We start from the raw sequence: 26,767 nt of genomic DNA, 5'->3' as shown, positions 1-26,767 counted from the left end.
TGAATAAAACGGGAAATACTGTGGAAAAGAAAAACGGTTTTTATTGGTCTGACGAGCGTGAACCGCATTTTAATAGACGGAAGGATATACTGGCTAAATACCCTCAGGTACGAGACTTGTTTGGTATTGATAAGGGGTTGAAATTTAAGACTTTGGCTCTGGTTGTGTTTCAATTGGCTACTGCGCCATTTATCGCTGAACTGGCTTGGTATTGGTATATACCTTTGGCTTACATTTTTGGAGCTTCTGTGAGTCATACCTTGTTTTTGGCTATCCATGAGATTAGTCATGATTTGGCATTTAAGAACCGCGTGTCGAACAACTGGTTGGCACTGGTGGCGAATATTCCAATTTTGTTCCCATATGCTATGTCTTTTCGGACCTATCACCTCAAGCACCACTGGGAGCAAGGTGATGTGAAACACGATACTGACCTACCTACTGATGGAGAGCGTCGCATATTCCAAGGCTTTCTTGGTAAGCTGCTTTGGGCTACTAACCAAATCTTGTTTTACGCATTGAGACCCATGTTTGTCTATCCTATCAAGTATGAGAAGTGGCACAAGATTAATATCGTATTTCAACTGTCTGCATTAGCTATCTATTGGTATTTTGTAGGTACAGGAGCTGTTTTGTATTTGCTTTTGAGCGTGTTTTTAGCGGGTAGTTTGCATCCATTGGCAGGACACTTCATTGCAGAGCACTATGTGTTTAAGGAAGGACAGGAGACTTATTCTTATTATGGGCCGCTCAATGTACTTGCTCTGAATGTAGGCTATCACAACGAACACCATGATTTTCCTAATGTACCAGGGACACGACTACCTGAACTAAAGAAAACTGCACCTGATTTTTATGACCATTTGTTTACACATAAGTCCTGGTCAAAGGTTATTATTCAGTTCATCGCCAACCCTAAGATTAGTTTAGGGAGTCGAGTGAAAAGACACAGATAATCCTCCGAATAGATATGAAGATAATTTTTATGGGTACACCAGAGTTTGCGGTGCCTAGTTTGCAAATATTGGTGGAGAATGGCTGGGATGTCGTCGGAGTAGTTACAGCACCTGATAAGCCTAAGGGACGTGGTAAGAAGCTTCAAGGCACTCCTATCAAGGATTATGCGGTGAGCGTAGGCTTGAATGTGCTTCAACCTACCAATCTGAAATCTACAGAATTCATCACAGAGCTACAGGCGCTACAGGCAGATCTACAGATCGTGGTAGCCTTTCGTATGCTGCCAGAGATCGTGTGGAATATGCCGGCTGGAGGAACCTTTAATCTCCATGCATCTCTTTTGCCACAATATAGAGGTGCAGCGCCAATCAACTGGGCGATTATGAACGGAGAGACCGAGACGGGTGCTACCACTTTTTTTTTACAGCATGAAATCGATACAGGTCATATCATCGATCAAATTCATGAACCGATACATACTGATGATAATGTAGGAGATGTCTATGGTAGACTGATGAACAACGGTGCTCAGTTGGTTTTGGATACGGTGAAGAAAATCGATGCAGATACGGTAGTTACTAAACCGCAAGAGGACTCTTCTGAGTTGAAATCAGCTCCCAAAATTCATAAGGAAACGTGTCAGATCAACTGGAGTCAATCAGCGGAATCAGTACGCAATTTTATTAGAGGGCTCTCTCCATATCCAGCTGCCTGGACGATGTGGAATGATAAAGTGTTTAAGATCTATAAAACGGTTCATGCAGAAGAGCGTGAGCATGGAGATGTAGAGGTTGGGGCGTACATAACGGATGGTAAGAAGTATTTAAGCGTCAAAACACAAGATGGATTTTTGGATATAGTGGAATTGCAAATGGAGGGTAAGAAGCGAATGGAAACTGCAGATTTACTCCGAGGATATAAATTCGAATAGTATGAAGATTTCGATGATAGCAGCCATGTCGAGAAATCGAGTGATTGGCATCAACAATGATTTACCTTGGTATCTACCAGATGATATGAAATATTTTATGGAGACGACTAAGCATCATTGTGTCATCATGGGACGAAAAAATTATGAGTCTTTGCCTCCAAAATTTCGTCCATTGCCAGACCGTACCAATCTCGTCGTGACCCGACAAGATGAATACAGTGCACCAGGTTGTGAGCGATTTGATAGTATAGAGGCTGCTGTGGAGTATGCCCGAAAGGCAGGCGAAGAAGAGTTGTTCATCATCGGAGGTGGACAGATCTATGAATTGGGTCAGCCACTGGCCGATAAGATATATCTGACGGAGATAGATGCACATATCGAGGGGGGAGAGGTATTCTTTCCTGAATTGACTAAGGACTGGGTGGAGCAATCTCGAACACATCATGCAGCAGATGAGCGACACAAATACGCTTTTGATTTTGTAACCTACGAAAGAGGCTGATTGAGCACTATAATAACTGGTTCACATGAAATACTTTGAAGGAAAACATATCTGGATCGTAGGAGCATCTAGCGGCTTAGGTGAAGGATTAACTCATTTTTTGAGTGATGTAGATTGTACTTTGGTGTTGTCAGCACGGAGAGAAGAAGAGTTGATCCGTGTGCGGGAGGCCAACAAAGATAAAAAGGCGAAGTTCGTCATAGCTCCGTTAGATCTGGCCCAACCAGAAAGGATTGATCAGTGCGTTGCAGAAGTAGAAGAACAGATTGGCTACATTGATATCATGATTCAGAGTGGCGGGATTAGTCAGCGTGATACGGTACTCAATACATCGATGGAGGTACAGCGCCAGATCATGGAGGTCAACTACTTTGGTGCGATACACCTATCCAGAGCTGTCTTGCCTAAGATGGTCGAGCGCCAGTCAGGGATGCATGTCGTCGTGACTAGTGCTGTCGGGATCATTAGCACGCCGTTCCGGTCAGGGTATTCTGCTTCTAAACACGCCCTCCATGGATTCTATGATGCACTACGAGCAGAACAACATCAAAATAATGTTAAAGTTACATTGCTCTGCCCTGGGTATGTGCACACCAATATTTCTTATAATGCGCTTATGGGTGATGGATCTCAGCAGCAGAAACTGGATAATGCGCAAGCCAATGGTCTGTCGGTAGAGCAGTTTTGTGAGATCGCTACCAAGGCCATTGCAGCTGAAAAGGAAGAGGTCTATATAGGAGGATTCAAAGAAGTGATGGGTATCTACGTCAAGCGTTTTTTTCCAGGTTTATTTTCTCGCATCGTAAGAAAGATTGCAGTGACTTAATTTGGGGCAAAGTAGATACATTGGGTAATGATTTATACCCTCAGTTGAACTGTCCAGTGAAAGGTTAGATATACCCTAGTAGTTTATACGAACCCAATCCAACCCATTCTTTGATGAGCATAGACCAAGTTTGAATACTTTCGGTTTTTGGGATGAAAAGCGCATCAGGAGTCCAATGAATCTCCCCACCGTAATAGTCTGTAGGGAAGGTATCTGCGGTGATACCTAATTTTTGAAAGCATCCTTTTGCTCGTCTGATATGAAAGGCTGAGGTGAAGAGTATTGCGGTTTCGTTTGTAGTTATTTGTTGGGTCGAGTAGAGTGCATTTTCATGGGTGTTTCGAGATTGATCCTCGATGAAAATGGCCGTACTATCTACACCGCACATCTGAGCAAAACCTGCCAGAGCATGACTTTCCTTTTTACCATCATAGCCCACCACTCCTGAGCCACCAGATATTAAAATCTTTTTTACTTTTCCAAGTTTGTAGAGTTGGATCGCATGTACGATACGGTCAGCACCTTTGTTGAACTGCACTCGATCATAGGGCGGACGATTGGGCTCGGTGATGCCTGCCAGTACGATAGCCCAGTCGTAGTGCTCCGTAATTTCGGTGTACAACACTGGGTTGGGTTCCCAGAGATTGATCATCCATTTGGAGAGGAGTGGATTAGAGAAGAATAGTAAAGAGACTATCCCTAACAGGAACAGTCTCTTTTTTATTTTTGTATTCCTAACGCACCATGAGCTAAGCAAGAGTATCATGCTAATACTCAAGGGCATGATGAGCCAGTACACGATTTTGGATAAGACAAAAAGCATACGAGCTTATCTACCGAAACTGTTGACGATTTTCTTCAATACATCGAAATATAGCGTCAAAAAGAGAATAAGTGACATAATCCAGATGATAATTACATTGAAAGGTAATGTGTCGTAGTACTGTCCCATAAAGTGCTTTTCAGGTGCGTAAAAGTGAGATCTGAAATCCAATGGCCCATTGGCGGAAGGGCGTTTGTAGATAGGGTAGATTTTTTGGATGAGTGCATCGTCAGTGACCAAGAGTCTATTTTTAGTCGTGGTGTTTTTGAGAAAGAAACTGATAGACTCATTTTCATTTTCGCTACGCAGTTTGATCAAAGCTTTGGCTTTCTCTGGCGTATCGGACATGGATTGAGACAGTCCATCTCTCTCTTGTGACGCTGTTTTCATATGTTGGTTATGCACTTTTTTCATGATTTTGATGAAGTGTATCGTTTCGTCATATACGTCTTGATCAAACCTGTCTATGGTCAAACCATCAATGGCTTTGAATTTTCCATCAGGGACGTTAAAGGCTTTCATTTCTTGAGAAAGCTCTTTTTGAGCGAGAGCTAGTTGTTGACTGACTTTGTTCTGTATGTCTTTGTCTTCAGTTTTGTGATTTTTCAGTGCATAGTCCACAGCATTTTCGATGGCAGGGTAGAAATACACACTCTTAAATTCTGAATTGGCAATAGTTTGATCGTATTCGAAAAAGTGTTTTTCGAAAGCATTGTCTTTGAACTGGCTCACTACGAGTGCTTCATAGCCCCATTTAGAAGCCATCATTTCTCCGATGATCGGTACTTTGTTGTCATTGCTCAGTAGAGGGTTGAGTTTGTCGAAGTTGACTACCACACCACTCAGAATCAACTGAGGAATCAATAATAAGGGGATCAAAATATAGATCGTGACGGCAGAGTTGAAGGCAGACGATATATTGAGTCCTAGTATGTTGGCAAAGCATGAAATGGAGAATAATACTAGCCAAAATGAGATGGACATGCTTTGTATCTCTAATACCCAGTCACCTATAATGACAAACATCAAAGTCTGCACAGCGGATAGTACAAAGAGTATGGACATCTTAGAAACTAGATAACTGCTGCGACTGAGGTTGAGGAAGGATTCTCGTTTCAGAATTTTTCTGTCCTTGAATATCTCCTCAGCACTGACGGTTAGTCCCATGAACAGTGCCACGATGATGGACATGAAAAAGAACGCAGGAATGTTTGGATTTTGCGCAAAGGAGTAATCTTGGCCTTTGGCAGAATACCGAATGATGAATGCCAATAGAAGCGCAAGTATAGGTGCTTCTAAAAGGTTGATAATCAGATATTGTTTGTTGCTCAATTTAGCGGCTAGATCTCGTTTGGAGAAGATCATCAGCTGCTTAATCTTGTTCGGAATATTGAGTGTTTTTTCTGGCTTTTCTGTAGCTTCTTCTGCCTTTGGTACTTTGATCTTCACGTTGAAGAGCATGTTCCAGTCCTTTGGACTTAGTTTTCGGGTGTCCGTGAGCTGACCGTATTCATCGACGACTTTGGTTTCGATGATGTTGAAAATCTGCTCGGAGTTGACATTGCCACATTCCACGCAGGACCCATCATCTTTGTCCATGAGTTTTACGATCTTCTTGAAATAGATGACTCCCTCTACAGGATTACCATAGTAGATTTGATAACCGCCGACATCCAGAATGACCAGTTTGTCAAACATCTTGAAGATATCCGATGAGGGCTGGTGGATCACGACGAAGATCATTTTTCCACGGAGGGAAAGCTCTTTGAGCAGATCCATGATGTTTTCTGAGTCTCGTGATGATAGGCCAGAAGTAGGTTCATCTACGAACATGACCGAAGGTTCACGAAGGAGTTCTAGTCCAATGTTGAGTCTTTTGCGCTGTCCGCCACTGATGGTTTTTTCTAGGACAGAGCCTACTTTGAGGTTGCGAGTAGCCAAGAGGCCGAGAGAGGATAGTGTCCCTTCTACGAGTTCATTTAGTTCTTCTGGGCTTCTATCCTTGAAGCATAGTTGTGCAGCGTAGTGTAGATTGTCATAGACGGTGAGTTCCTCGATGAGTAGGTCATCCTGTGGGACATAACCGATGATTCCTTCTATTTTTTCGTGTTCTCGATGGATATCAATTCCGTTGATACGGACAGAGCCAGAAGAGGGGGCGTCATTGCCATTGAGGACATTGAGTAGGGTGGATTTTCCTGCACCACTGCCTCCCATGAGCCCGATGAGCTTGCCTGATGATTCGGCTATGTCTATGCCTCTTAGTCCCTTGTGTCCATTGGGGAATTCGAATTCTACTTTTTCAGCAACGAATGAGATTTTTGTCTCGTTGGTTTCCTTTCGGTAGTGTGAGATGATGTCACTGTAGAAAATTGGAGTGATTTTCGTACCTCTAATAGAGCTGCCTGCTGAGAATACTATGGTTTTGTTGGTTCGGATAGGGACACCATTGTTGGTCAAAGGGTCGTCTCCTAGTGCCTTGGCAAAATAGATGTCTAATTTTGGTATCCTATAGAATGCTATGGGGGCGCTCAGGTTCTCTCTGTAGAGGTGCTTGGCATGCGTGAGATCGTCTTTGGTTTCATGGTCGATGAGTAGGATGTTGTCACGATCTAGGTCTGCCCGTTCACGACTCATCACGTAAGATTTGATGTCGTCGATTTCTTCATGTGTAAAATGAAAGGCTATACCGATTTGATTGAGCAGGATTGTCTCTCTTTCTGAGACTTCTCCATCTGCTACGATTAGCTCGATTACTTTGAGTACTACTACGATCTTTTGTTGCTGGGTGAACTCCTGATTAACCTGCTTGGCAAGGATGCTTATTTCTTTCTCTTCACTGAATGATACATTTCGACCATTGGCCATGTTAGTAGTCATTTCATCGAATAATCTCAAAAAGCGAAGGCTATCTTTCTGGTTGAGATTTTCTAATAGAAAGTCTTCGATGGCTTTTCGCTCATCAGCCGTTACATCGTCTTCTTTTGCTACTATAGCTAATAGGTGGATGATGGCTCTTAGTAGTTGTTCACTCATAATCTAGGCGTAGTATTGGTGTAGGATATTAAGGCTAAAGATAAGTTATTATGATCTGCATATAAAAAAAGCATTGAATAAGAATCCAATGCTTTTTTAGGACGAAAATGATGTGGCTTATTTCACCATGTCACCTCTAATTCTTTTTACTTCTGTAATGATGTCTATAAGTAGTGCTTTGTCAAGCTTTAAGGTAGGATCTTGATCTGCAATTCTTTGATCGATATCACCTACGTCTTCTTTATAAAGTTCCTTTAAGATGTCAAACTCAGCGATTACATCTGCAATGATCGGGTCACTTTCTAGGTCTTTGAGCAAGTGAATGATATCATCCAAAGATTTCTTTTGATCTATAATCACTCTTACGATGGGCTCTAGGATCAAATCTCTTTGTGCTGCAGGTAGTAGGTCTTCAGGATAAGTGTCTAGCACCATCACAGAAAGGTATAGGCCTTCGATGTAGCTACCAGACAATACCAAAGCAACCATTTGCAATCTATCGGTTTCTTCTAGTTTTTTCTCAGCGACTTCCATAGAGTAGTTGATGAGGTTCGCTAGTGAATCCTTGTTGCCAAGATTTTTTTCAAACCTTTCCATTAGGTCCAATTCGAACGCTGAAGAAATACCAATTTGATCTGCTAGTTTTTGGCTAGTTTCCATGTAGGTCAATGCATCCTGAACCTGATCATAAGAAGAAAGGTACCCAATGTCTGTTGCATAAGCACCTAGGTTCATTGCCGCTTTGTCAGCGGAGTTAAAGTATTTAGAGGCATTGTCAGTAGAGTTGATGATGTCTCCGTTGAAATCTGCACCTGTTGCCATGAGTAAATAAGGCACTTCAGATGGAGGTGGCATATCGTGCACTACTTTGTCGATCTCTTCGATGAGTTCGTGCTCTGCTTTTTCGAAAACCTCAGCTTGTGCGTCTAGCTCTCCTTGTGATTTTTTCTTTTCACCTCCACAGGCAGTAGCTAATATAGCGATAGCGCCTACTGCAGAAATGTTCAGTATGTGTCTTATGTTGATCATTGTTAGTTATGAATTTTCCTAGCTCCAATTTTAACGCATTTTTGTAAAGTAATAAAGTACTGGCATGTTTTATTTGGTGGAGTTCTTACGCTTTTTTGTGGATGAATAGTGGGATTTCTTCTTTGGACAACTAGTGATTGATATGATACAAAATATATGGAGTAGGAGTGTTTGGTTGATTGTGTTAGGCGTGTGTTTTTTGGTAACTGAGGAGGGGACCGCTCAGATGCAAAAGGTTTATTATTCCAATAATCAATTGAAGTCTCAAGGGGATTGGAATGATCAGAAAAAACAAGGAGAGTGGCGTTTTTACTATCCCGATGGACAATTAAATGCTGTGGAAAATTACAAAGACGGAATGCTAGATGGAGAGGTGATCCTCTATTACCCGTCGGGTGAAATGTTAAGTCAAGAGAGGTATGAACGAGACGTCCCAGTAGATAGTGGCTATTACTATTATGATAATGGACAACTCAGAAGAAAGGGGCGGTTTGAATCAGGGTTGTACGAAGGAGAGTGGTTGACCTATCATGAGAATGCTAACCTCAAAAGTAGCGGTATGTATCATTTGGGACTCCCACATGGCTACTGGGAAGTCTATGAAGACGATGGGTCTTTGCTACAGACGGGTTATTATCGTCAAGGCAAGGAAGACGGGTTTTGGCAGTTTTATGACGGGGAGGGTAATCTTAGTTTTGAGGGAAACTACCAATCAGGAAAGGAAACGGGCGTGTGGTATCAATACAACAGGAGGGGTAAGAAAAAGCAATACAAAGGTTATCAGTAGGGGATAATGACTTTGAAAGTAGTGCCGATATTAAGGAAGCTTTCAAAGGAGATTTTACCACCTAGTTTTTCTACGGCTGATTTCAAAAGGTAGAGTCCGAGACCGGTGCCTTTGGTTTCGTTATTGGCTCGGAAGAACATATCGAATATTTTGGCTTGATTTCTTTCTTCGATTCCTATTCCTGTGTCATGTACCTGGATGACCATGTCACGCTTTCTGCCATAGATTTTGATATTGACTCGACCGCTTTCTTGTGGTTTGGAGTACTTGATGGCATTTTCTATCAGGTTTTGGATGATGGTTGTGATTGTACTTACATCAGAGTACATATCTAAGTTTTCATCGATTTTGATTTGAACATCTAACTCAGAGAAGTTCTCCATGTAGCGATACGAATCAATTACATCTGCTAGGATTGCTTCGAAATTGATTCTAATCTTTTCCAGTCTTTTTTCCTTGATCTGTGTGACATTGATAAAGTCCAGTACGATGTTATTGAGGCGATTGATTTCTTTATTGTAGATTTCAAAGTACTCCAGTGGTTTGGGGTCTTTGATGTCATGCTCTACGATAGTAAATAGCCCCATCAGCGAAGAAATAGGCCCCCTCAGGTCATGTGCTACCTTATAAACAAAGGTGTCTAGTTCCTGATTCTTCTTTTCTATATTTTCATTGATAGCTTTTTGCCAACCAGCTTCTTTTTCAAGGAGTTCCATTTCGGATAGTGACTTGATGCTGCTGATTACATTTTGGGTCTCTTTGCTCTCAACTAAATTTTTGAACTCGGTGTAGGATTCCAAATAGGAGAGTGCATCTTCAGGTTTTCCTTCAGATTTAGCGATCTGATAGAGGACATTGTAGGCTTTGTATAGTAGGAGGTAGTGTTTGTGAGATTTTCCGATTTGCAAGCTTTCTTGCAGTATAGATTTGGCTTGTTCATTGTTGCCGAGACGAAAGTACAATATACCCAACTTGTTGAGCGTCATCATCTGCCCTAGCTGATCGCCTATCTCAATATGAATCTCCTTGCTTTGTAGGAGCAATGTCTCCGTACGTTCATATTCATTTTTGGCTAGAGCGACTTTTCCTTCTCCGTAGTAGGCAAATGCCAGTCCTCGCTTGTCCTTTGTTTTCTTTTTAAGACGGATGCTTTTAAGGATCGTTTTTTCTGCTAAACCAATATCACCTCTTTTGAGATAAATCCCCGACAGTGGATTGTAGGCATTTGACATGCCATTATCATCTTTGTTGAGTTTAGAGATTTCAATACACTTTAGGTAGGTCTCTTCAGCCTTGGTGTAATCGTTGAATAATTCATAGATCGAGGCGATGGCTCGCAGCGATCTGGATTGTCCAAATAGGTCTTCTTCTTTCTTGAACAATTCATAGCTTTCTAATAGGTATTTGAGAGCTTTATGGTAGTTATCCGTCTTGTATAGTGTGCTACCGAGGGTATAGTAGCACATCGCCATGCCTCCGTCGATATGGTTTTTCTCAAAATACTTAAGGGCCTTTTGTGTGTAGATATCACTTTGTAGGTTGTCGCTTAGGATCATGTAGTAGTATCCTAGGTAGCAATTGGCAAACGCTTGGTGATAGTCGTCGTAGTTGAGCGCACATCTATTGATGACTTTGTGCGCTATCTGAATAGCTCCAGGCAAATCACTGACGCGTTGCTCAAATGATTTTTTTAATAACGTGTCTAGTTTCTTATTTAAAGAAATGGCAGTCATTCAGATACAAAAGTTAATTTTTCTCGAATTAGGCTAATAACAGTCTCAAATATAATCAGCTATTTGAATTTTGAACTATTATTGATTGAAAGCATTGCTTTCATCTAGTTATACCCCAAGGTTTTAAAAGAAAAATACAATTGAGGGAAGGGTGGGAGAGTTACTGGTGAATGCAAATGCCAGCGGGATGTTTTGATTTCAAGGATTTAATGTGAGCTTTGCAGCGTAGACCATTTGGAAACTGAATGAATCGTTCAAAGAAAATATTTTTGCTAATCGCACTGCTCTTTTTGATTATTCTAATCTTTTTTGTGATGGATTTTGCCAAACGGACAACCTTTAGACGGGCTACTAGTTTGATTTCTTTGACGCAATAAGTCTCTGTACATGAAAAAGCTGGACAAGCTCATATTACAATCCTTTATTGGACCTTTTATCCTGACGTTTTTGGTCGCTGTATTTATACTGCTAATCCAATATATGCTCAAGTACTTTGATGACTTCATAGGAAAGGATTTAGGTTTTGGGGTTTTTGGAGAGCTAATGATGTATTTCAGTATCAATATGGTGCCGATGGCACTGCCACTGGCGATATTGATTTCTTCATTGATGACCTATGGTAAGCTCGGTGAACACTTTGAACTCACTGCAATAAAGAGTGCAGGAATTTCTTTACCGAGAGTACTGCTTCCAACATTTATTTTGGTCATTTTTATTTCTATTGGAGCATTTTTCCTCAACAACTACCTCGTGCCACATGCTAATTTGCGCGCTTATAGTTTGCTCTATGATATTAAGCAGCAAAAGCCGGCTCTTGATCTAAAAGAAGGTCAGTTCTATGCGGGTATCCCAGATTACAGTATCAAGATTCGTGAGAAGCACAAAGATGGAATCGCCATGTCTGACGTGGTGATTTATGATCATACCAATTCGAATGGAAATAAGAAAGTGATTTTGGCGGACTCTTGCCGGATGTACACTTTCATCAACGATCGGTACCTAATGATGGAACTCTACCGGGGCAACCACTATGTCGAGGAGGAAACCAAATCGTCCCGCCAGTCAGATATTCCTCAGTTGGTTCGAACCAAATTTGACCGGATGGATATTGTATTCAGTTTGTCTTCCTTTGACTTGGACAGAACGGACATGGATTTATTTTCGGGGAATAGATATATGAAGAGTGTTAAGGAGCTGGGGCAGAGTATAGACTCGATGAAGATTGATCAGTCAGAAGTGCATTTTAAGCTATACAGCTCCGTAGCGACAAGTTATCGGTTGATTATGGGCGGGTATATACCACCATCAGAGGAGTTGGTAGCCATGCAGTACAAAAAAGATTCTCTGTCGCGTTTGCGGACTGAGCGGGATAGTTTGTCCAAAGTAGCCGAGTTGCCTGAGGTGTCGGAGGCGCCAAATGTAGATTCTACTATTGGTAGAGTAGCCTTAGATACGACAGAGTTAGACTCTCTCAAAGGGAAAAAAGCACCAAAGAAATATGTTGCACGGCCTTCTGTGGCGGCTGGAGGTAGTGTTGTTCAAGAACGGGAGATGAACAAAGAGCAGAGTATCAGTAGTGTTATGAGTTTTTTGGAGAACAAAAAAGAAAAGAAACTCAAGAATGATTCGCTAATGCTGACTATGGCCGAATTGGATACAGTCAAGGCTCGTGTAGATACTTTTTTCTTGCCCGTCACGAAAAATAAGCAATTGGCAACCAAGGCGTTGAGTATAGCTAGAGGGATCAAATCCTCTATCAATAGTTCAATCAACCGAACGACTTATTTCAAACGAGCGATAGACTCTCATACTGTGGAGCGATATAAGAAGTATGCTCAGTCGTTTGCCTGTATTGTTATGTTTTTGATAGGTGCTCCACTTGGTGCGATTATCAAGCGAGGAGGGCTGGGGATGCCTGTCATCGTCGGGGTGGTATTTTTTATCATTTTCTATGTGTTCACGAGTGCTAGCGACAAGTGGGCCAAGGGAGGTATAGTCGATGGGTTATATGCTGCATGGATGGCTGACGCAGTACTGTTGCCCTTTGGCGTGTTCTTTTTGATACAGGCGTGGAAAGATGCTAAACTATTTGATACCGATTTCTACAACGTGATCATAGAGAGAGCCATGCGTGTTTGGGGTAATAGGCAAGAGCTGATGGCCAAATTTACTTTGAAAAGACGGTAGGTTATTGGGGTATATTTGTCTAACTTTGCCGCTTAGTTTATTAAAATTTTACTAGTCATGTATTTAGAAACAGAAAAGAAACAAGAGTTGTTTGCAAATCATGGTCGGTTGAAAGCGAAAACAGATACTGGCTCTCCAGAATCACAAGTAGCGCTCTTCACTTACCGAATCACACATTTGACGGAGCACTTGAAAACGCACAAAAAAGATCACTCTACTAGAAAAGGTCTTTTGAAGTTGGTAGGTAAGAGAAGAAAACTTTTAGATTACCTTATGAAAAACGATATCGAACGCTATAGAGCAACAATTGCTGATCTAGGCATTAGAAAATAATATTATGCGCAAAAAGGGAATTCTTACGGATTCCCTTTCTTGTTCTTTCTCACTCCATGTTAATTGAAATTTTGACATCACTCACACTCAATCATTAGTCAAAATTTAAAACATATTTTATGTCATTAAACGTAGTAAACAAGTCCGTTAAGTTAAAGGACGGCAGAGAAATTACGATTGAAACCGGTAAATTGGCCAAGCAGGCTGATGGTTCTGTAGTTTTGAAAATGGGCAACACCATGTTGCTCGCAACTGTAGTGTCTGCTCCAGACGCTAAAGAAGACGTGGATTTCCTCCCATTGTCTGTAGATTATCAGGAGAAGTTTGCTTCTGCTGGTAAAATCCCAGGAGGATTTTTGAAAAGAGAAGGTAGACTTTCTGACCAAGAAGTATTGATTTGTAGATTGGTAGATAGAGCTTTGAGACCTTTGTTCCCAGGTGATTATCACGCGGATACACAAGTTTTCATCCAGTTGATCTCTTTGGGAGAGGATGATCTTCCAGATGCATTGGCTGCATTTGCTGCTTCTGCCGCGATCGCTGTTTCTGACATTCCGTTCAACGGGCCTATTTCAGAAGTACGCGTGATCTTCAAAGACGGAGATTACCACATCAACCCAACGAAAACACAAATGGAAGGCGCTGAGCTAGACATGATTATAGCAGGTTCTGCTACAGAGATCATGATGGTGGAGGGCGAATTGCAAGAGGTGTCTGAAGACGTGATGATCGGAGCGATCAAAGCAGGGCACGAGGCGATCAAAGACCAGTGTGCATTGCAGTCAGAGTTGGCTGAGGCGGTCGGAGCATCTGTCAAAAGAGAATACAACCACGAAACGCATGATGAAGCACTAGCTGCAGATATCAAAGCGAAGACTTACGATGCAGTATATGCTGTAGCTAAAGAAGGTCTGGCGGACAAAAACTTGAGAAAGCAAAAATTCGGAGCAATCTATGACGAGTATGTAGAGGCGCTTCCAGAATTGCCAGAAGGCGAAGAGTACAGCAAGTTCTTGCTAAAGAAATATTACCACGATGTGGAAAAAGAAGCCATCAGAAACGTAGTGCTAGACACTAGAGTACGTCTCGATGGTCGTCAATTGGACGAGATCAGACCGATCTGGAGTGAAGTAGATTACTTGCCGTCAGCGCATGGTTCTGCGGTGTTTACGAGAGGGGAAACCCAGTCGTTGACATCTGTGACATTGGGTACCAAGATGGATCAGCAAATGATCGATGGAGCGGTACACTCTGGATACAACAAATTCATCCTACACTACAACTTCCCTGGTTTCTCAACGGGTGAAGTAAGACCTAATAGAGGTCCTGGACGTAGAGAAGTAGGTCATGGTAACCTCGCTTGGAGAGCATTGAAGCCAATGTTGCCACCAGACGATGAAAATCCATACACGATCCGTGTAGTTTCTGATATCTTGGAATCAAACGGTTCGTCATCTATGGCGACTGTATGTGCGGGTGCGTTGGCACTCATGGATGCTGGTGTGCCGTTGAAGAAGCCTGTATCAGGTATCGCGATGGGTATGATTTCTGATCCTGTGACTGGAAAGTATGCCATCCTATCGGATATCTTGGGTGATGAAGATCACTTGGGTGACATGGACTTCAAAGTAACCGGTACTGCGGATGGTATCACTGCTTGTCAGATGGATATCAAAGTAGACGGGTTGTCTTACGAAGTATTGACCGAAGCGTTGATGCAAGCCAAAGCGGGTAGAGAGCATATCTTGGGCAAAATTACCGAGACATTGTCTGAGCCTAGAGCGGACTTGAAATCTCACGCGCCTAGATCTAAGGTCATCAGAATACCGAAAGAATTGATCGGTGCTGTGATCGGACCTGGCGGTAAGATCATTCAGGAAATCCAAAAAGAATCTGGTGCGACCATCGTAGTGGACGAGGATGACAAGAATGGTATCGTGAGCATATTCGCTACAGATGGCAATGCGATGGAGGATGCGGTTAGACGTGTCAACAACATCGTAGCAATGCCAGAAGAAGGCGAAATCTATGTCGGTAAAGTGAAGTCGATTCAGCCTTTCGGTGCATTCATCGAATTCATGCCTGGCAAAGACGGATTGCTACACATCTCTGAGATCAAATGGGAACGCGTCGAGAAAATGGATGGCGTCATGGAAGTAGGAGAGCAAGTGAAAGTCAAATTGATCGAGATCGACAAGAAGACTGGCAAATTTAGATTGTCTAGAAAAGCGATTCTGCCTAAGCCTGAGAAAAAGGACTAAGGTTAGATCACTTATGAAAATACAAAAGGTCATTCTTCGCAAGAGGAATGACCTTTTATTTTTGAAAGTCTTTTCGCTATAACGTAGTTACCTGAGTTCGATTAATAAAGGATATAAATTATACTGTCTGAGCGATAGCGAGTTTATGATTTTCTAGCCTTTTTGCTTCCTTTTTTGGCGGTGAAAAAGAAGCGTTTACCTGCTGGAAGCATGGCCTGTCTGGCTTGAAGACAAAGAACAATTCTAAATGGATTGTTTGATTGTATCAAGTAATCATTTCAAAGGTCATTATCACCCTACAGGGTTATTCATGTCTTTGAATATTTTCCAAACGCGAAATTTGAGAATGACGATGGCACATAGCATACCCGAAAGCATGGCGCCTGCTACGCCGACGAGGGTGATGTCTTGGCCGACGAGTTTGAGTCCTTTGATTTTGGTCTGAGGTCTGAGGTAGGGTAGGGCAAATCGTTTTGGCGTGTGTGCTAGTCCGTAGATCTCTCCAGTTTGGTAGTCTGTGAAATGACGTGTAGATAGTGGTGTGCTGACTTCTGCATAGATCACGTGCCCTTTGATCTGAGGAACGAGTTCGTAGAGTTTTTCCAGCATGGTGTTTTTGAAATGTTCCTTCTTTTGTTGGTAGGCAGTTTCTCTGTTGCGCCAGGGCTGCTCAGCATATGATTCGTACCATTCGTATCGGCCTACGGAGATGGCTTGGATTGTTGATCTGTTAGGGTGCTGCTTGGCCCATAGTGCGTCTTTGGCAGAGGGGAAAGACACATAGGAAAACTTATTTGCCGTATTATGTTCGGTGATACTATTGATATCCACTGAGTAATCTTCCGTTTCGTAACTCCAGATGTTGTGTTTGGGCAGTTTCAGTTGCTCGTCGGATCGATCGAGTCCAACATAGAGACACAGATGAGCACTCGATGGTTTGGTGTCGTTTGGTGACATGGCTTGTCGTTTTCGAGCCGTTTCATCGAGGAGTTTTCCGAAAGTGTTTTTGATGCCTATGTTGCTGATGACACTGCGACAGGGGATGAATTTTCCTTTGATACGGATGCCTGTGACTTTCCCTTTTTTAGTGACGATTTCAGAGACGGGGGCGTTGATGTAGGTTTTGCCTCCTAGTCGACGAAAAGTATCTAAAGTGCGATTGGCGATCTGTTCACTGCCTCCATGAGGGTAGTACCCTCCTTCCATGAAATGCCCGATCACCATGGCATGTGCTGCAAAACTACTTTCCTTCGGAGGTAGGCCATAATTGCCACATTGCCCACAGAGTACTGCGATGAGCTGCCGGTTTGTCGTGAGGGTTTGAAGTGTCTCTAGCGTCGTAGTGCGGTAGTATTTGGCGTATGCCCGTCGAATCAATCTGCCTAGTGTTTGGCTCAAGAAGGGTTCAAAGCTTTTCTCAAAGAAGAAAGCACTGCCCCATTTGTTGGTTTTCTTGAGTAAGGTCAGATAGTCATCGATGGCTTGATGATCGTCAGGGAAGTAATGCTTCATTTGTTGCCTAAAGTTCTCTTCTCCTGCGGGGATTTCGTAGCGGTCTTTGCCGATCATGACCACATCGTAGACCTCTCCCATATAAGCCCAATCCAGTTCATGGTTGGTGAGGAAATCCATGAGTTTGCGTAGACCGTGTCCTTCCTGCATGTTGCCCATGTAGTGGACACCCACGTCCCATTTCATGCCATCTTTCCGTTTGAATGAGTGGGTGAACCCACCCGGTACATAGTGTTGCTCGAAGAGGGCGACTTTTTTACCTGCCTTGGCGAGCCAAGTGCCTAGGGTCATGGCTCCCATACCCGAGCCGATGATGACATGGTCGAACCCCGCGTGATTGTCAGTGGTGGAGAAGGAAGCGTATGGCTTGTTTTGCATAGGTTGTCTGAACTTCGAGCAGAGGTTTGATCTCAGAAGTTGAAATCCAAGATATAGCCTAGCTTATCGATATGCTACATTTATGCAGAATAGTTGTTAAGAAAACCGCTATAGTAGTATGACTGGTGGTCATTGTTAGTTCGATTTTTTGGTATAGAATTATACAATCACATCATATTTGATGTGCTCGTAGGTGTCTAGTTTTTTGATGAGTTCGTCATCGGGACTGACTTTGATCTTGCGAGACATGAGGTTGACTTTCATGCCTGCTTCGGGATCGAAGATGTTGACTTTGAGTAGTCCGTCCCCTTCATGGGCTGCAGTCAGCTCGTTGATGTCTTTGATCAGCTCGTCGGAGATGTCTTGGAGCCTCAGGTTGAGCGTGATGCCTTTGGTCTTCTCTGCACGGATGTCGGTGAGTAGGGACACGGAGTTGATTTTGAACTCTAGATCAGGGCCTTGCCATTTGAGCTTGATTGCGCCTTGGAGGTAGAGAAACCACCCCACTTCGAAGTACTCCTTGAACTTGACATAGTCCTCCGAAAACAAGAAGAAGGTATAGGTGTCTGTGTAGTCTTGGATCTCCAGTGTTCCAAATGGTTTTCCATTTTTGGTTTGCCGATGGCCTACTGCCGTGACCATGCCGGCCATGCGGATGTTGGCTCCTTTCTTTTGCAGTTCGGGCATGTTGTTGAGTTCACCGACGGAGGTGTTGCAGAACTTATCGATCTCGAACTTGAACTGATCCAATGGATGACCAGAGATGTATAGCCCGACGACTTCTTTTTCCAGTCGGAGCTGTTCCAAGTTCGTAAACGGCTCTACATCCGCGACGGTAGGGATGGGTTCAGACACGCCTGAGTCTCCACCGAAGAGGGATGCCTGTGCACTGGCCGCTTGTGCTTCCATGCGGTTGGCATATTTGACGACCTTGTCGATGAGGTTGGTCTCATTGCCTACTGCTGCGAGGTACTGTCGTCTGTGGTAGGACTCGAAGCAGTCAAATGCCCCCGCCTGTGCCATGACTTCCAGTGTTTTCTTGTTGACCTGACGCAGGTTGACACGTATCGCTAGATCGAAGATGTCTTTGTATATCCCGTTGGCTTCTCTCTCTTCGATGAGTGCCTTCACTGCTGCATCACCTGCACCCTTCATCGCTGCGAGTCCAAATCGTACCTGTCCTTGGTCGTTCACGTTGAACTTCGTGATTGATTCGTTGACATCTGGCCCGAGCACTTCGAGTCCCATCCGCTGGCATTCTTCCATGAAGAAGCTCACCTGCTTGATATCGTTCATGTTGTTGGAGAGTACGGCAGCCATGTACTCGGCAGGGTAGTTGGCTTTGAGGTAGGCCGTCTGGTAGGCCACCCATGCGTAGCACGTCGAGTGAGACTTGTTGAAGGCATAGGATGCAAAAGCTTCCCAGTCCTTCCATACTTTTTCGAGGGTCTTGGCATTGTGTCCTTTGGCGGAAGCTTGTTCGATGAATTTAGGTTTCATCTTATCCAGTACTGCCATTTGCTTTTTACCCATGGCCTTACGCAGTACATCGGCTTCCCCCTTGGTGAAGTCCGCCAGTTTCTGAGAAAGTCGCATAACCTGCTCCTGATAGACGGTGATTCCGTAGGTTTCCTCTAGGTACTCTTGCATGTCGTCCAGATCATACTGGATCTCTTCATCGCCATGCTTACGCTTGATAAATGAGGGGATGTACTCGATCGGTCCCGGACGATAGAGTGCGTTCATTGCAATCAAATCGGCAAATACCGTAGGCTTGAGCTCCCGCATATACTTCTGCATACCGGGGGATTCATATTGGAATATTCCGACGGTTTCTCCACGCTGGAAGAGCTCGTAGGTCGCTTGATCGTCGATGGGGAACTCATCAGGGTCGAGCGTGATGTCGTGTCGTTGCTTGACCAGACGGCAAGCATCTTTGATCAAGGTGAGGGTTTTGAGACCCAAAAAATCCATCTTGAGTAGACCAGCATCTTCTACGACGGAGTTGTCAAACTGCGTACAGTACATCTCCGAATCCTTGGCCAGTGCTACAGGGACGAACTTGGTGATGTCGTCTGGTGTGATGATGACCCCACAGGCATGAATACCCGTGTTTCGCACCGATCCTTCGAGCATTTTGGCTTGGTTGACGACCTTGGATTCTGGCGTAGATTCTGTCGCGATACGTTTCAGTTCGTTGGCTTGTGTGATCGCTTCGGGGTTGTTTTTGAGTTTGTCCGCTAGGTCTTTATCGCTGAGGCTAAACAGCTTCTTGAGTTTAATGTCTGGGACCAATTTGGCGAGTCGGTCGGCATCTGCCAAATTGAGCTCCAGTACACGGGAGGTGTCCCGGATGGCTGACTTGGCTGCCATCGTACCGTAGGTGATGATCTGGGCGACTTGGTTTGCTCCGTATTTGTTGATCACATAGTCAATCACGCTCTGACGACCCTCATCGTCAAAGTCAATATCGATATCGGGCATGGACACCCTTTCTGGATTCAAGAAACGCTCAAAAAGTAGATCGTACTTGATCGGGTCTACGTTGGTGATCCCGATGCAGTAGGCGACTGCTGATCCAGCGGCTGACCCACGGCCTGGGCCTACCGATACGCCCATGTCACGTGCCGCTTGGCAAAAGTCCTGTACAATCAAGAAGTAACCAGGGTATCCAGTGTTTCGGATGACACTCAGTTCAAAGTCCAGTCGCTCCTCGATGTCTGGGGTGATCTCGTCGTAGCGCTTTTTGGCACCTTCGTAGGTGAGGTGGCGCAGCAGATTGTTTTCGCCCAGTTTGAGGGAAGCATCGTCTTTGTCTCGTTCGTCTTGAAACTCCTCTGGTATGTCAAAGGCTGGGAGGAGAATGTCGCGCTCGAGTACGTAGCTCTCGATTTTGTCTACGATCTCGTTGGTGGTACTGATGGCGTCTGGCAGATCCGCAAAGAGTTTTTTCATCTCTGCCGGTGACTTGATGTAGAATTCGTCGTTGGGGAAGCCGTAGCGAAACTCTCTGCCTCGTTTGCCGATGTATTTTTTTGGTTTGGATTGCTGTTCGCCATCTTTGACACAGAGCAGGATGTCATGGGCATTGGCCTGTGACTTGTCGGTGTAGTAGGTGTTGTTGGAGGCGAAGTACTTGACGCCATGTTTCTCAGCGAAGCGCAGCAACACTTGGTTGACGACTTCTTCTTCTTCCACACCGTGACGCGTCAGTTCGACATAGAAGTCCTCTCCAAACAGTTCCTTGTACCAGAGGAACACTTCTTCGGCTTGTTCTTCGCCGATGTTTAGGATCGTAAATGGAATCTCCCCCCAAAGCCCACCCGTCGTTGCGATGATGTCTTCCTTGTATTGCTCGATGACTGACTTGTCTATACGAGGCACATAGTAGAATCCCTCGACGAACGCAATGGAGGCCATCTTGGCGAGGTTGTGGTAGCCTTTTTTGTTCTTGGCGATGAGTACCTGTTGGTAGCCGTTGTTTTGTTTGCTCTTCGAGGTGCGATCATCGGTGACGTTGAACTCACAACCTAGGATAGGTTTGATATCAGCAGCCAGCGCTGCACGCACGAAATGGAAAGCCGCCATCATGTTGCCATGGTCTGTCAGGGCAATGGCGGGCATGTTGTGTTGTTTGGCTGTCTGTACGATGGAGTCTACTTCGGAGACTGCCTGTAGTACGGAGTACTGCGAGTGGACGTGAAGGTGGGAGAAGGGGAGGTCCTCGAGTGCCTTGATTTCTTCGGCAGTAGCTTTGGGCGGCATCTCGATGCTTTGCTCTTCTGTTGCAGCGAAATTGGCCGCTTCGAGTTTAGGTGCTTCGTAGATGACCTGCTCCTTGGCCGTATCGTCCAAGGGAGGGATGACCCCCTCGGTGATTAGTCCAAAGAAACACTTGGCTGTCGCATCTACATCATAAGCCGCATCATGGGCATCATCAAAGCCTTCGCCAAAGAGCTTGGTGTGCAGCTCGGTCAGGGTGGGCCACTTGAAGCGACCGCCACGACCGGGTATGGCGACATAGTCTGTGGATTCGTCCTTGGTATCGATGGCTTTGATGCCATTGAGGTCATTGTTTCGTTCTTTGCGCAGATATTCTGCGCCGACGATGTTCAGGTCAAACTCGACGTTGTGACCGACGACTGATTCTGTTCTTTTGAGGTCTTCGCTGAAGATACTGAGGACTTCATTGAGATCGTGTCCTTCCGCTTCGGCACGCTCCGTAGAGATACCGTGTACTTTTTGCGCATTGAAGGGAATCGTGTACCCTTCTGGCTTGACGATGAAATTTTGTCTATCGATCAGCGAACCGTCGTTGGCGTGGAGTTGCCATGCGAGCTGTACCAGTCTAGGCCAGTTGTCTAGGTCTTCGAGCGGTGCATTGTAGTTCTTGGGTAAACCCGTGGTCTCGGTATCAAAAATCAGGTACATACTGTCGAGTTGAAAGTGAAAAGTACAAAGCTTTAGGTAGTTACACGTCTGGCTTTGCACTTTGAAAAGCGCGCCTTAAAATTAGTGATTTATGTGGATGGAAAGGAGAGGAGTGAAGGGGAAGTTTTCCACACAAGACCGAGATGGTGTGTAAGTATCGCTTGGGTGCGACCTGGAGTGCTATAGGGGTGGGGGTAAATCGTTCGAGGTGTTTTTTTAAATTCGCTTCACTCAGACAAAATGTCTTCTTTTTTGATTTCTCTCAATCGATAGAGAATATACAATAATTGAGCGTCTTATACCTTGTGATTGGTAGTCAGAGTTTTTATTAAAAGTGCTATTTTGATGGCCTGAAGGGGGTTTTTAGTTGTCTTTTTTAAACACGTGTCTTTGGCGCTGGAACTACAGGTGTTTCGGGCGACAAACACAGGTGTTTCGAGCGCCAAAGACACGTGTTTCGACGTTCAAACACACGTGTTTGTTTTGACGTTCATTTGAAGCCCTTTCTTTTTCATCTTGACAGGAGTTAAATTGAGCTTTTTGTGATATAATGCTGACATATTGTCTTAATTATTCATACGCATAGACTATGTTTGGAGGGATGATCATTGCTACCTGCTACAGCAGGGGTAGTACTGTGAATTGTACTTGTGAGAACCCTTTTTACATCATTTGGGAGGAGGAGCGATCTCTCAGTTCTGGCAGAATACTCACCACAGTCAATCTTAGCTTCCTCACTTGCGGAGAGCCTAGTCTTATGACGGTAATACTATTAGTTGCAATCGGAATTACACGACACCTTCCTCGGAGCGTAGAATAAAAAATACAAGGCGTATTTAGCTCCTTTTAAAGGATCAGTCTGTAAAGTTGGAGGGGACTCGGTAGACAGGTTCGATATTTTTATTCCAATCATTCAAATTAACCTCAAAGACTTATAAGAGATGGTTATTCACGAAAAACAATCATAAATTTCGAACAATGAATCTTGAATCACGAAGTAATCCTCGATCTCTCCCCAGAAATACGGATTGCCCCCTTTTAAACAGATTTAGAGGGGTGTAGTGGTTTAGGAGTGGATGGTTAAAAACAAAAAGAGCCACTCCTGAGAGCCGCTCTTTTTGTTTTTAAATGTATTTAAATCTTATCCTGCACAGCTTGTAGAAATTTCAATGAGTTTTTCTAAATCGTCAAATCCTAGATTTGAATATTCTTTGTAACTGTACTCTTCAGTTATTTTATCTACATAACAGTCGCAAGCATCGTCGCTAGTCCCTTCACAAGATTCCTCTCTTAATTCAGCAATTTGCGCATCCGTCCAAGTAGAGGATCCACCGTCATCGTCTTTGTCACAAGAAGAAACAAAAAGAACAGAAGCTAAAAGAGCTGCAGATAGGAATGATTTTGAAATTAAATTCATAATTAATATTTAAAAATGGTTAGTTAAATGAAGTAGCGTTACGTGCTATTTCTTAAAAGTTTGAAGATAGCATAAAAGTTATAAAATGGTCGGTTAAGCATAAAAAAAGCCACTCTTTTTCGAGTGGCTTTGAATATTTAAGATAGCGCTAGACTATACGTTATCAGAAGCTGCTTTTGCTCCGATGTATTCTCTGTTCAAGCGAGCGATGTGCTCTTGACCGATTTCCTTTGGACAGACTGCAGAACAAGCGCCAGTATTGGTACAGTTACCAAAACCTTCTTCTTCCATCTGCGCGACCATTCTTTCGACGCGTGTATGTCTCTCGGTTTGTCCCTGTGGCAACAAGGCCAGTTGAGAAACCTTCGCCGCGGTGAATAGCATAGCAGAAGCGTTTTTGCACGCTGCAACACAAGCACCACAACCGATACACTGGGCAGCATCCATGGCCTGATCAGCGATCGTTTTAGGGATCGCGATTTCGTTGGCGTCTGGTACACCTCCAGTGTTGACATTGACATAGCCACCCGCTTGGATGATTCGATCAAAAGAACTTCTGTCTACCACCAAATCTTTGTGCACTGGGAAAGCAGACGCTCTCCAAGGCTCGATCACGATGATGTCACCATCCTTGAACGATCTCATGTGTAGCTGACACGTCGTGACAGCATCCTTTGGTCCGTGTGGTTTGCCGTTGATATACAGCGAGCACATGCCACAGATACCTTCTCTACAGTCATGATCGAAGTGTACAGGGTCTTTGCCATCTCTCGATAGGTCTTCGTTCAACACGTCAAGCATTTCAAGAAATGACATGTCTGGGGATACGTCCGAAACATCGTATGATTCGAAAGCACCTTTGTCGTTAGCGTTTTTCTGTCTCCAGATTTTTAATTTCAGATTCATGTCAATTCTTATTTATAACTACGTTGTGTCAATTTAACATTTTCGAATTCTAGCTCTTCCTTGTGTAGTTTGGCATCTTGGCCTTCTCCTTGGTATTCCCAAGCCGCTACATAAGAAAATTCATCATCGATACGGAGTGCTTCTCCCTCTGGAGTTTGAGATTCCTCTCTGAAGTGACCGCCACATGATTCTCTTCTGTTGAAGGCATCATCGACCATCAATTCGCCGAGTTCGATGAAGTCAGCCACTCTATTGGCTTTTTCGAGAGACATGTTCATCTCCTCGTTGTCTCCGAGCACTTTGACGTTTTTCCAGAACTCTTCGCGGAGTGCTTTGATCTTCTCCTTGGCGAGTTTCAGCCCTTCCGCATTTCTGGCCATACCACAGTGTTCCCACATGATGTGTCCGAGCTCCTTGTGGAAGTCATCTACGGTTTTGGTTCCGTTGATGCTGAGAAGTTTTTGAATCCTGTCTTTGACTTCTTTTTCTGCCGTTTGGAATGCCTCATGATCCGTAGGGATCTTGTCGTATGGCATGTTGGCGAGGTAGTCACCAATCGTATACGGCAAGACGAAGTATCCATCCGCTAGCCCTTGCATCAAGGCACTTGCTCCGAGACGGTTTGCTCCGTGATCTGAGAAGTTGGCCTCACCTGCAGCATATAGCCCAGGGACAGAAGTCATCAAGTTGTAATCTACCCATAGACCACCCATGGTATAGTGTACGGCTGGATAGATCATCATCGGCATTTCGTAGGGATTGTCACCCGTGATCTGCTGATACATGTCAAACAAGTTGCCGTATTTCCCTTTGATGGTTTCTAGTCCGTCTCTTTTGATCGCGTCAGAGAAATCTAGGAATACCGCTAAGCCTGTTGCGCCGACACCTTTGCCAGCATCACACATTTGCTTGGCATTTCGAGAAGCCACATCACGAGGGACGAGGTTACCAAATGCAGGGTATTTTCTTTCCAAGTAGTAATCCCTGTCTTCTTCAGCGATTTTGGCAGCATCTGCTGCTTTCAATCCTTTGACTGCCTCTTTAGGTACCCAGATACGTCCGTCGTTTCTGAGTGACTCTGACATGAGGGTCAGTTTGGACTGGTGGTCGCCTGATACAGGGATACATGTCGGGTGAATCTGCGTGTAACATGGGTTACCAAAGAACGCCCCCTTCTTGTGTGCTCTCCAAGCGGCCGTCACGTTCGAACCCATGGCATTGGTAGAGAGGAAGAATACGTTACCGTATCCGCCAGTCGCCAATACTACGGCATGTGCAGCGTGTGATTCGATCTCGCCTGTAATGAGGTTTCTGGTGACGATACCTCTGGCCTGACCATCGATGATCACTACGTCGAGCATTTCTGTTCTAGCGTAGAGTTTTACTTTGCCCGTAGCGACTTGTCTGCTGAGTGCAGAGTAGGCACCGAGTAGTAACTGCTGTCCCGTTTGGCCTCTCGCGTAGAAGGTACGCGATACTTGCGCGCCCCCGAACGATCGGTTGTCTAGTAGCCCACCATAGTCACGGGCGAAGGGTACACCTTGCGCGACGCACTGGTCGATGATGTTGACAGATACTTCTGCGAGACGGTGGATGTTGGCTTCTCTACCTCTGTAGTCACCACCTTTGATGGTGTCATAGAAGAGACGGAAGACCGAATCTCCATCGTTTTGATAGTTTTTTGCCGCGTTGATACCACCTTGCGCCGCGATACTGTGTGCACGACGAGGGCTATCTTGAAAGCAAAACGACTTGACATTGTAGCCCAGTTCGCCAAACGAAGCGGCAGCTGATGCGCCTGCTAGTCCAGTCCCTACTACGATGATGTCGTATTTTCTTTTGTTGGCTGGGTTGACCAGTTTGCTTTTGAATTTGTGGCTAGTCCACTTATCTGCTAACGGTCCCTCAGGTATTTTTGAATCTAAAGCCATTTCTTTAATTTCTTAGTTTTCTTAATTCTTTAAATTATCCTTTCAGGTACATAACAATCGGTATGATTGCGAAACCAGCGGCTACCAAAATAGAGTAGAGCACGCCCAGTTTTTTGATGAAAGGGGTGTATTTCTTGTGATTCAAACCCAAAGTCTGAAATGCACTAGAAAACCCGTGTGACAAGTGAAAGCCTAAGAAGACCATGCAAATGACATAGAAACCTACGTACAACGGTTGTGAAAAAGCGTATGCTATTATTTCATACCCATTTGGATAAGAAACTCCATCATAAACTACGTCTTCTAGCGAACCATTTTTGAACTCATACCAAAACCCCTTGAGGTGAGCGATGATAAAGACCAAAATGATGATCCCTAGTAGTGCCATGTTTTTAGAGGCCCAGCTACTCTTGGAGTCATTGGTGCTAACAGCATACTTTACTTTCCTGGCAGACTTGTTTTGTCTGGTCAGGATGATCCCATCGATGATGTGTACCAATATGAAAAAGAAGTTTCCATACGAGACGAACTTGATCAATGGATTGTGCGCCATGTTGTACGCATAGATGTTAAAGGCTTTGCCTCCATCACCAGCGAGCAACTGTAGGTTTCCAGCGAGATGAATCACCAGGAATAGAATTAGAAATAATCCAGTCAGCGACATTAGCAGTTTTTTGCCTATCGTGCCGGAAATCGATTGTGTAAACCAACTCATGATTTAGTTTTTGAATAAGTAGAATAAATTTCTGTAAAGATATATTCGGGGGGCTAATCTGACAATGACAAT

18 protein-coding genes are annotated in these 26,767 nt (G+C 44.1%); 8 read left to right on the top strand and 10 right to left on the bottom strand.

Going from position 1 to position 26,767, the window contains the following annotated elements:
- Window positions 1–20 precede the first annotated feature (20 nt).
- The 4 genes from BGP76_RS07980 to BGP76_RS07965 are packed head-to-tail and all read left to right on the top strand — an operon-like array spanning window position 21 to window position 3,216.
- Window positions 21–956, top strand: a complete 936-nt coding sequence (locus tag BGP76_RS07980) for a fatty acid desaturase (protein WP_073124838.1) — start codon at window positions 21–23, stop codon at window positions 954–956.
- 14 nt (window positions 957–970) lie between these two features.
- Window positions 971–1,888, top strand: coding sequence for a methionyl-tRNA formyltransferase (gene fmt, locus BGP76_RS07975; protein ID WP_073124836.1), 918 nt, complete (start codon window positions 971–973; stop codon window positions 1,886–1,888).
- A gap of 1 nt (window position 1,889) precedes the next feature.
- The gene (locus BGP76_RS07970; protein WP_119844224.1) at window positions 1,890–2,390 is read left to right on the top strand and encodes a dihydrofolate reductase; all 501 of its coding nucleotides are present in this window, start codon (window positions 1,890–1,892) and stop codon (window positions 2,388–2,390) included.
- Window positions 2,391–2,415: 25 nt separating this feature from the next.
- Entirely contained in the window at window positions 2,416–3,216 is an 801-nt protein-coding gene (locus BGP76_RS07965) for an SDR family oxidoreductase (RefSeq protein ID WP_073124833.1), read from the top strand.
- A 64-nt stretch (window positions 3,217–3,280) separates the two neighbouring features.
- Here BGP76_RS07965 and BGP76_RS07960 read toward each other — a convergent pair whose 3' ends face one another.
- The 3 genes from BGP76_RS07960 to BGP76_RS07950 all read right to left on the bottom strand — a co-directional run bounded on the left by BGP76_RS07960 (window position 3,281) and on the right by BGP76_RS07950 (window position 8,104).
- Complete coding sequence (locus BGP76_RS07960) at window positions 3,281–3,868, bottom strand: YdcF family protein (protein WP_158584128.1); 588 nt, start codon at window positions 3,866–3,868, stop codon at window positions 3,281–3,283.
- Between the two features lie 177 nt (window positions 3,869–4,045).
- The gene (locus tag BGP76_RS07955) at window positions 4,046–7,075 is read right to left on the bottom strand and encodes an ATP-binding cassette domain-containing protein (RefSeq protein WP_119844222.1); all 3,030 of its coding nucleotides are present in this window, start codon (window positions 7,073–7,075) and stop codon (window positions 4,046–4,048) included.
- A 117-nt stretch (window positions 7,076–7,192) separates the two neighbouring features.
- Window positions 7,193–8,104: a hypothetical protein gene (locus BGP76_RS07950; RefSeq protein WP_073124827.1), complete on the bottom strand. Its 912-nt coding sequence runs from the start codon at window positions 8,102–8,104 to the stop codon at window positions 7,193–7,195.
- 142 nt (window positions 8,105–8,246) lie between these two features.
- Between BGP76_RS07950 and BGP76_RS07945 the strand changes: the two genes are divergently transcribed.
- Complete coding sequence (locus BGP76_RS07945; RefSeq protein ID WP_119844221.1) at window positions 8,247–8,891, top strand: toxin-antitoxin system YwqK family antitoxin; 645 nt, start codon at window positions 8,247–8,249, stop codon at window positions 8,889–8,891.
- Here the strand turns inward: BGP76_RS07945 and BGP76_RS07940 are convergent.
- Window positions 8,885–10,624 carry a tetratricopeptide repeat-containing sensor histidine kinase gene (locus tag BGP76_RS07940; RefSeq protein WP_073124824.1) on the bottom strand — a complete coding sequence of 580 codons (1,740 nt, stop codon included), beginning with the start codon at window positions 10,622–10,624 and terminating at the stop codon, window positions 8,885–8,887. The two genes, BGP76_RS07945 and BGP76_RS07940, sit on opposite strands and share 7 nt — an antisense overlap.
- A 387-nt stretch (window positions 10,625–11,011) precedes the next feature.
- On the opposite strand from BGP76_RS07940, the gene BGP76_RS07935 reads away from it, so the two are divergent.
- The 3 genes from BGP76_RS07935 (at window position 11,012) to pnp (ending at window position 15,405) form a co-directional block, all read left to right on the top strand.
- The gene (locus BGP76_RS07935; RefSeq protein ID WP_119844220.1) at window positions 11,012–12,811 is read left to right on the top strand and encodes an LptF/LptG family permease; all 1,800 of its coding nucleotides are present in this window, start codon (window positions 11,012–11,014) and stop codon (window positions 12,809–12,811) included.
- Window positions 12,812–12,868: 57 nt separating this feature from the next.
- Window positions 12,869–13,144 carry a 30S ribosomal protein S15 gene (gene rpsO, locus BGP76_RS07930; RefSeq protein WP_073124821.1) on the top strand — a complete coding sequence of 92 codons (276 nt, stop codon included), beginning with the start codon at window positions 12,869–12,871 and terminating at the stop codon, window positions 13,142–13,144.
- Window positions 13,145–13,263: 119 nt separating this feature from the next.
- Window positions 13,264–15,405: a polyribonucleotide nucleotidyltransferase gene (gene pnp, locus BGP76_RS07925; protein WP_119844219.1), complete on the top strand. Its 2,142-nt coding sequence runs from the start codon at window positions 13,264–13,266 to the stop codon at window positions 15,403–15,405.
- A 291-nt stretch (window positions 15,406–15,696) separates the two neighbouring features.
- Here pnp and BGP76_RS07920 read toward each other — a convergent pair whose 3' ends face one another.
- The 6 genes from BGP76_RS07920 to BGP76_RS07895 all read right to left on the bottom strand — a co-directional run bounded on the left by BGP76_RS07920 (window position 15,697) and on the right by BGP76_RS07895 (window position 26,695).
- Complete coding sequence (locus BGP76_RS07920) at window positions 15,697–17,295, bottom strand: NAD(P)/FAD-dependent oxidoreductase (RefSeq protein WP_119844218.1); 1,599 nt, start codon at window positions 17,293–17,295, stop codon at window positions 15,697–15,699.
- A 159-nt stretch (window positions 17,296–17,454) separates the two neighbouring features.
- A complete protein-coding gene (gene dnaE / locus BGP76_RS07915; RefSeq protein WP_119844217.1) occupies window positions 17,455–21,726 on the bottom strand; it encodes a DNA polymerase III subunit alpha in 4,272 nt (1,423 codons plus the stop codon).
- Window positions 21,727–22,867: 1,141 nt separating this feature from the next.
- Window positions 22,868–23,143, bottom strand: coding sequence for a hypothetical protein (locus tag BGP76_RS07910; protein ID WP_073124814.1), 276 nt, complete (start codon window positions 23,141–23,143; stop codon window positions 22,868–22,870).
- Window positions 23,144–23,296: 153 nt separating this feature from the next.
- On the bottom strand, window positions 23,297–24,049 hold the full coding sequence (locus BGP76_RS07905) for a succinate dehydrogenase/fumarate reductase iron-sulfur subunit (protein WP_073124813.1): 753 nt from the start codon (window positions 24,047–24,049) through the stop codon (window positions 23,297–23,299).
- Window positions 24,050–24,057: 8 nt separating this feature from the next.
- Complete coding sequence (locus BGP76_RS07900) at window positions 24,058–25,980, bottom strand: fumarate reductase/succinate dehydrogenase flavoprotein subunit (protein WP_119844216.1); 1,923 nt, start codon at window positions 25,978–25,980, stop codon at window positions 24,058–24,060.
- Window positions 25,981–26,014: 34 nt separating this feature from the next.
- Window positions 26,015–26,695, bottom strand: a complete 681-nt coding sequence (locus tag BGP76_RS07895) for a succinate dehydrogenase cytochrome b subunit (RefSeq protein ID WP_119844215.1) — start codon at window positions 26,693–26,695, stop codon at window positions 26,015–26,017.
- Window positions 26,696–26,767 lie beyond the last annotated feature (72 nt).

It is taken from the genome of Reichenbachiella sp. MSK19-1, assembly GCF_003590315.1.
Lineage (GTDB): Bacteria > Bacteroidota > Bacteroidia > Cytophagales > Cyclobacteriaceae > Reichenbachiella > Reichenbachiella agariperforans.
Note: the sequence above shows the minus strand (reverse complement) of the source record. Positions and strands in the feature narration are given on the sequence as shown.

Bases quoted from the DNA above. Each gene is read 5' to 3' on its own strand.
- BGP76_RS07960 (WP_158584128.1), bottom strand. From the start codon at position 3,868: ATGATCAATCTCTGGGAACCCAACCCAGTGTTGTACACCGAAATTACG.
- dnaE (WP_119844217.1), bottom strand. From the start codon at position 21,726: ATGTACCTGATTTTTGATACCGAGACCACGGGTTTACCCAAGAACTAC.
- BGP76_RS07900 (WP_119844216.1), bottom strand. From the start codon at position 25,980: ATGGCTTTAGATTCAAAAATACCTGAGGGACCGTTAGCAGATAAGTGG.
- BGP76_RS07895 (WP_119844215.1), bottom strand. From the start codon at position 26,695: ATGAGTTGGTTTACACAATCGATTTCCGGCACGATAGGCAAAAAACTG.
- BGP76_RS07905 (WP_073124813.1), bottom strand. From the start codon at position 24,049: ATGAATCTGAAATTAAAAATCTGGAGACAGAAAAACGCTAACGACAAA.
- BGP76_RS07940 (WP_073124824.1), bottom strand. From the start codon at position 10,624: ATGACTGCCATTTCTTTAAATAAGAAACTAGACACGTTATTAAAAAAA.
- BGP76_RS07965 (WP_073124833.1), top strand. From the start codon at position 2,416: ATGAAATACTTTGAAGGAAAACATATCTGGATCGTAGGAGCATCTAGC.
- BGP76_RS07945 (WP_119844221.1), top strand. From the start codon at position 8,247: ATGATACAAAATATATGGAGTAGGAGTGTTTGGTTGATTGTGTTAGGC.
- fmt (WP_073124836.1), top strand. From the start codon at position 971: ATGAAGATAATTTTTATGGGTACACCAGAGTTTGCGGTGCCTAGTTTG.
- BGP76_RS07910 (WP_073124814.1), bottom strand. From the start codon at position 23,143: ATGAATTTAATTTCAAAATCATTCCTATCTGCAGCTCTTTTAGCTTCT.
- BGP76_RS07950 (WP_073124827.1), bottom strand. From the start codon at position 8,104: ATGATCAACATAAGACACATACTGAACATTTCTGCAGTAGGCGCTATC.
- BGP76_RS07935 (WP_119844220.1), top strand. From the start codon at position 11,012: ATGAAAAAGCTGGACAAGCTCATATTACAATCCTTTATTGGACCTTTT.
- BGP76_RS07970 (WP_119844224.1), top strand. From the start codon at position 1,890: ATGAAGATTTCGATGATAGCAGCCATGTCGAGAAATCGAGTGATTGGC.
- rpsO (WP_073124821.1), top strand. From the start codon at position 12,869: ATGTATTTAGAAACAGAAAAGAAACAAGAGTTGTTTGCAAATCATGGT.
- BGP76_RS07955 (WP_119844222.1), bottom strand. From the start codon at position 7,075: ATGAGTGAACAACTACTAAGAGCCATCATCCACCTATTAGCTATAGTA.
- BGP76_RS07920 (WP_119844218.1), bottom strand. From the start codon at position 17,295: ATGCAAAACAAGCCATACGCTTCCTTCTCCACCACTGACAATCACGCG.
- pnp (WP_119844219.1), top strand. From the start codon at position 13,264: ATGTCATTAAACGTAGTAAACAAGTCCGTTAAGTTAAAGGACGGCAGA.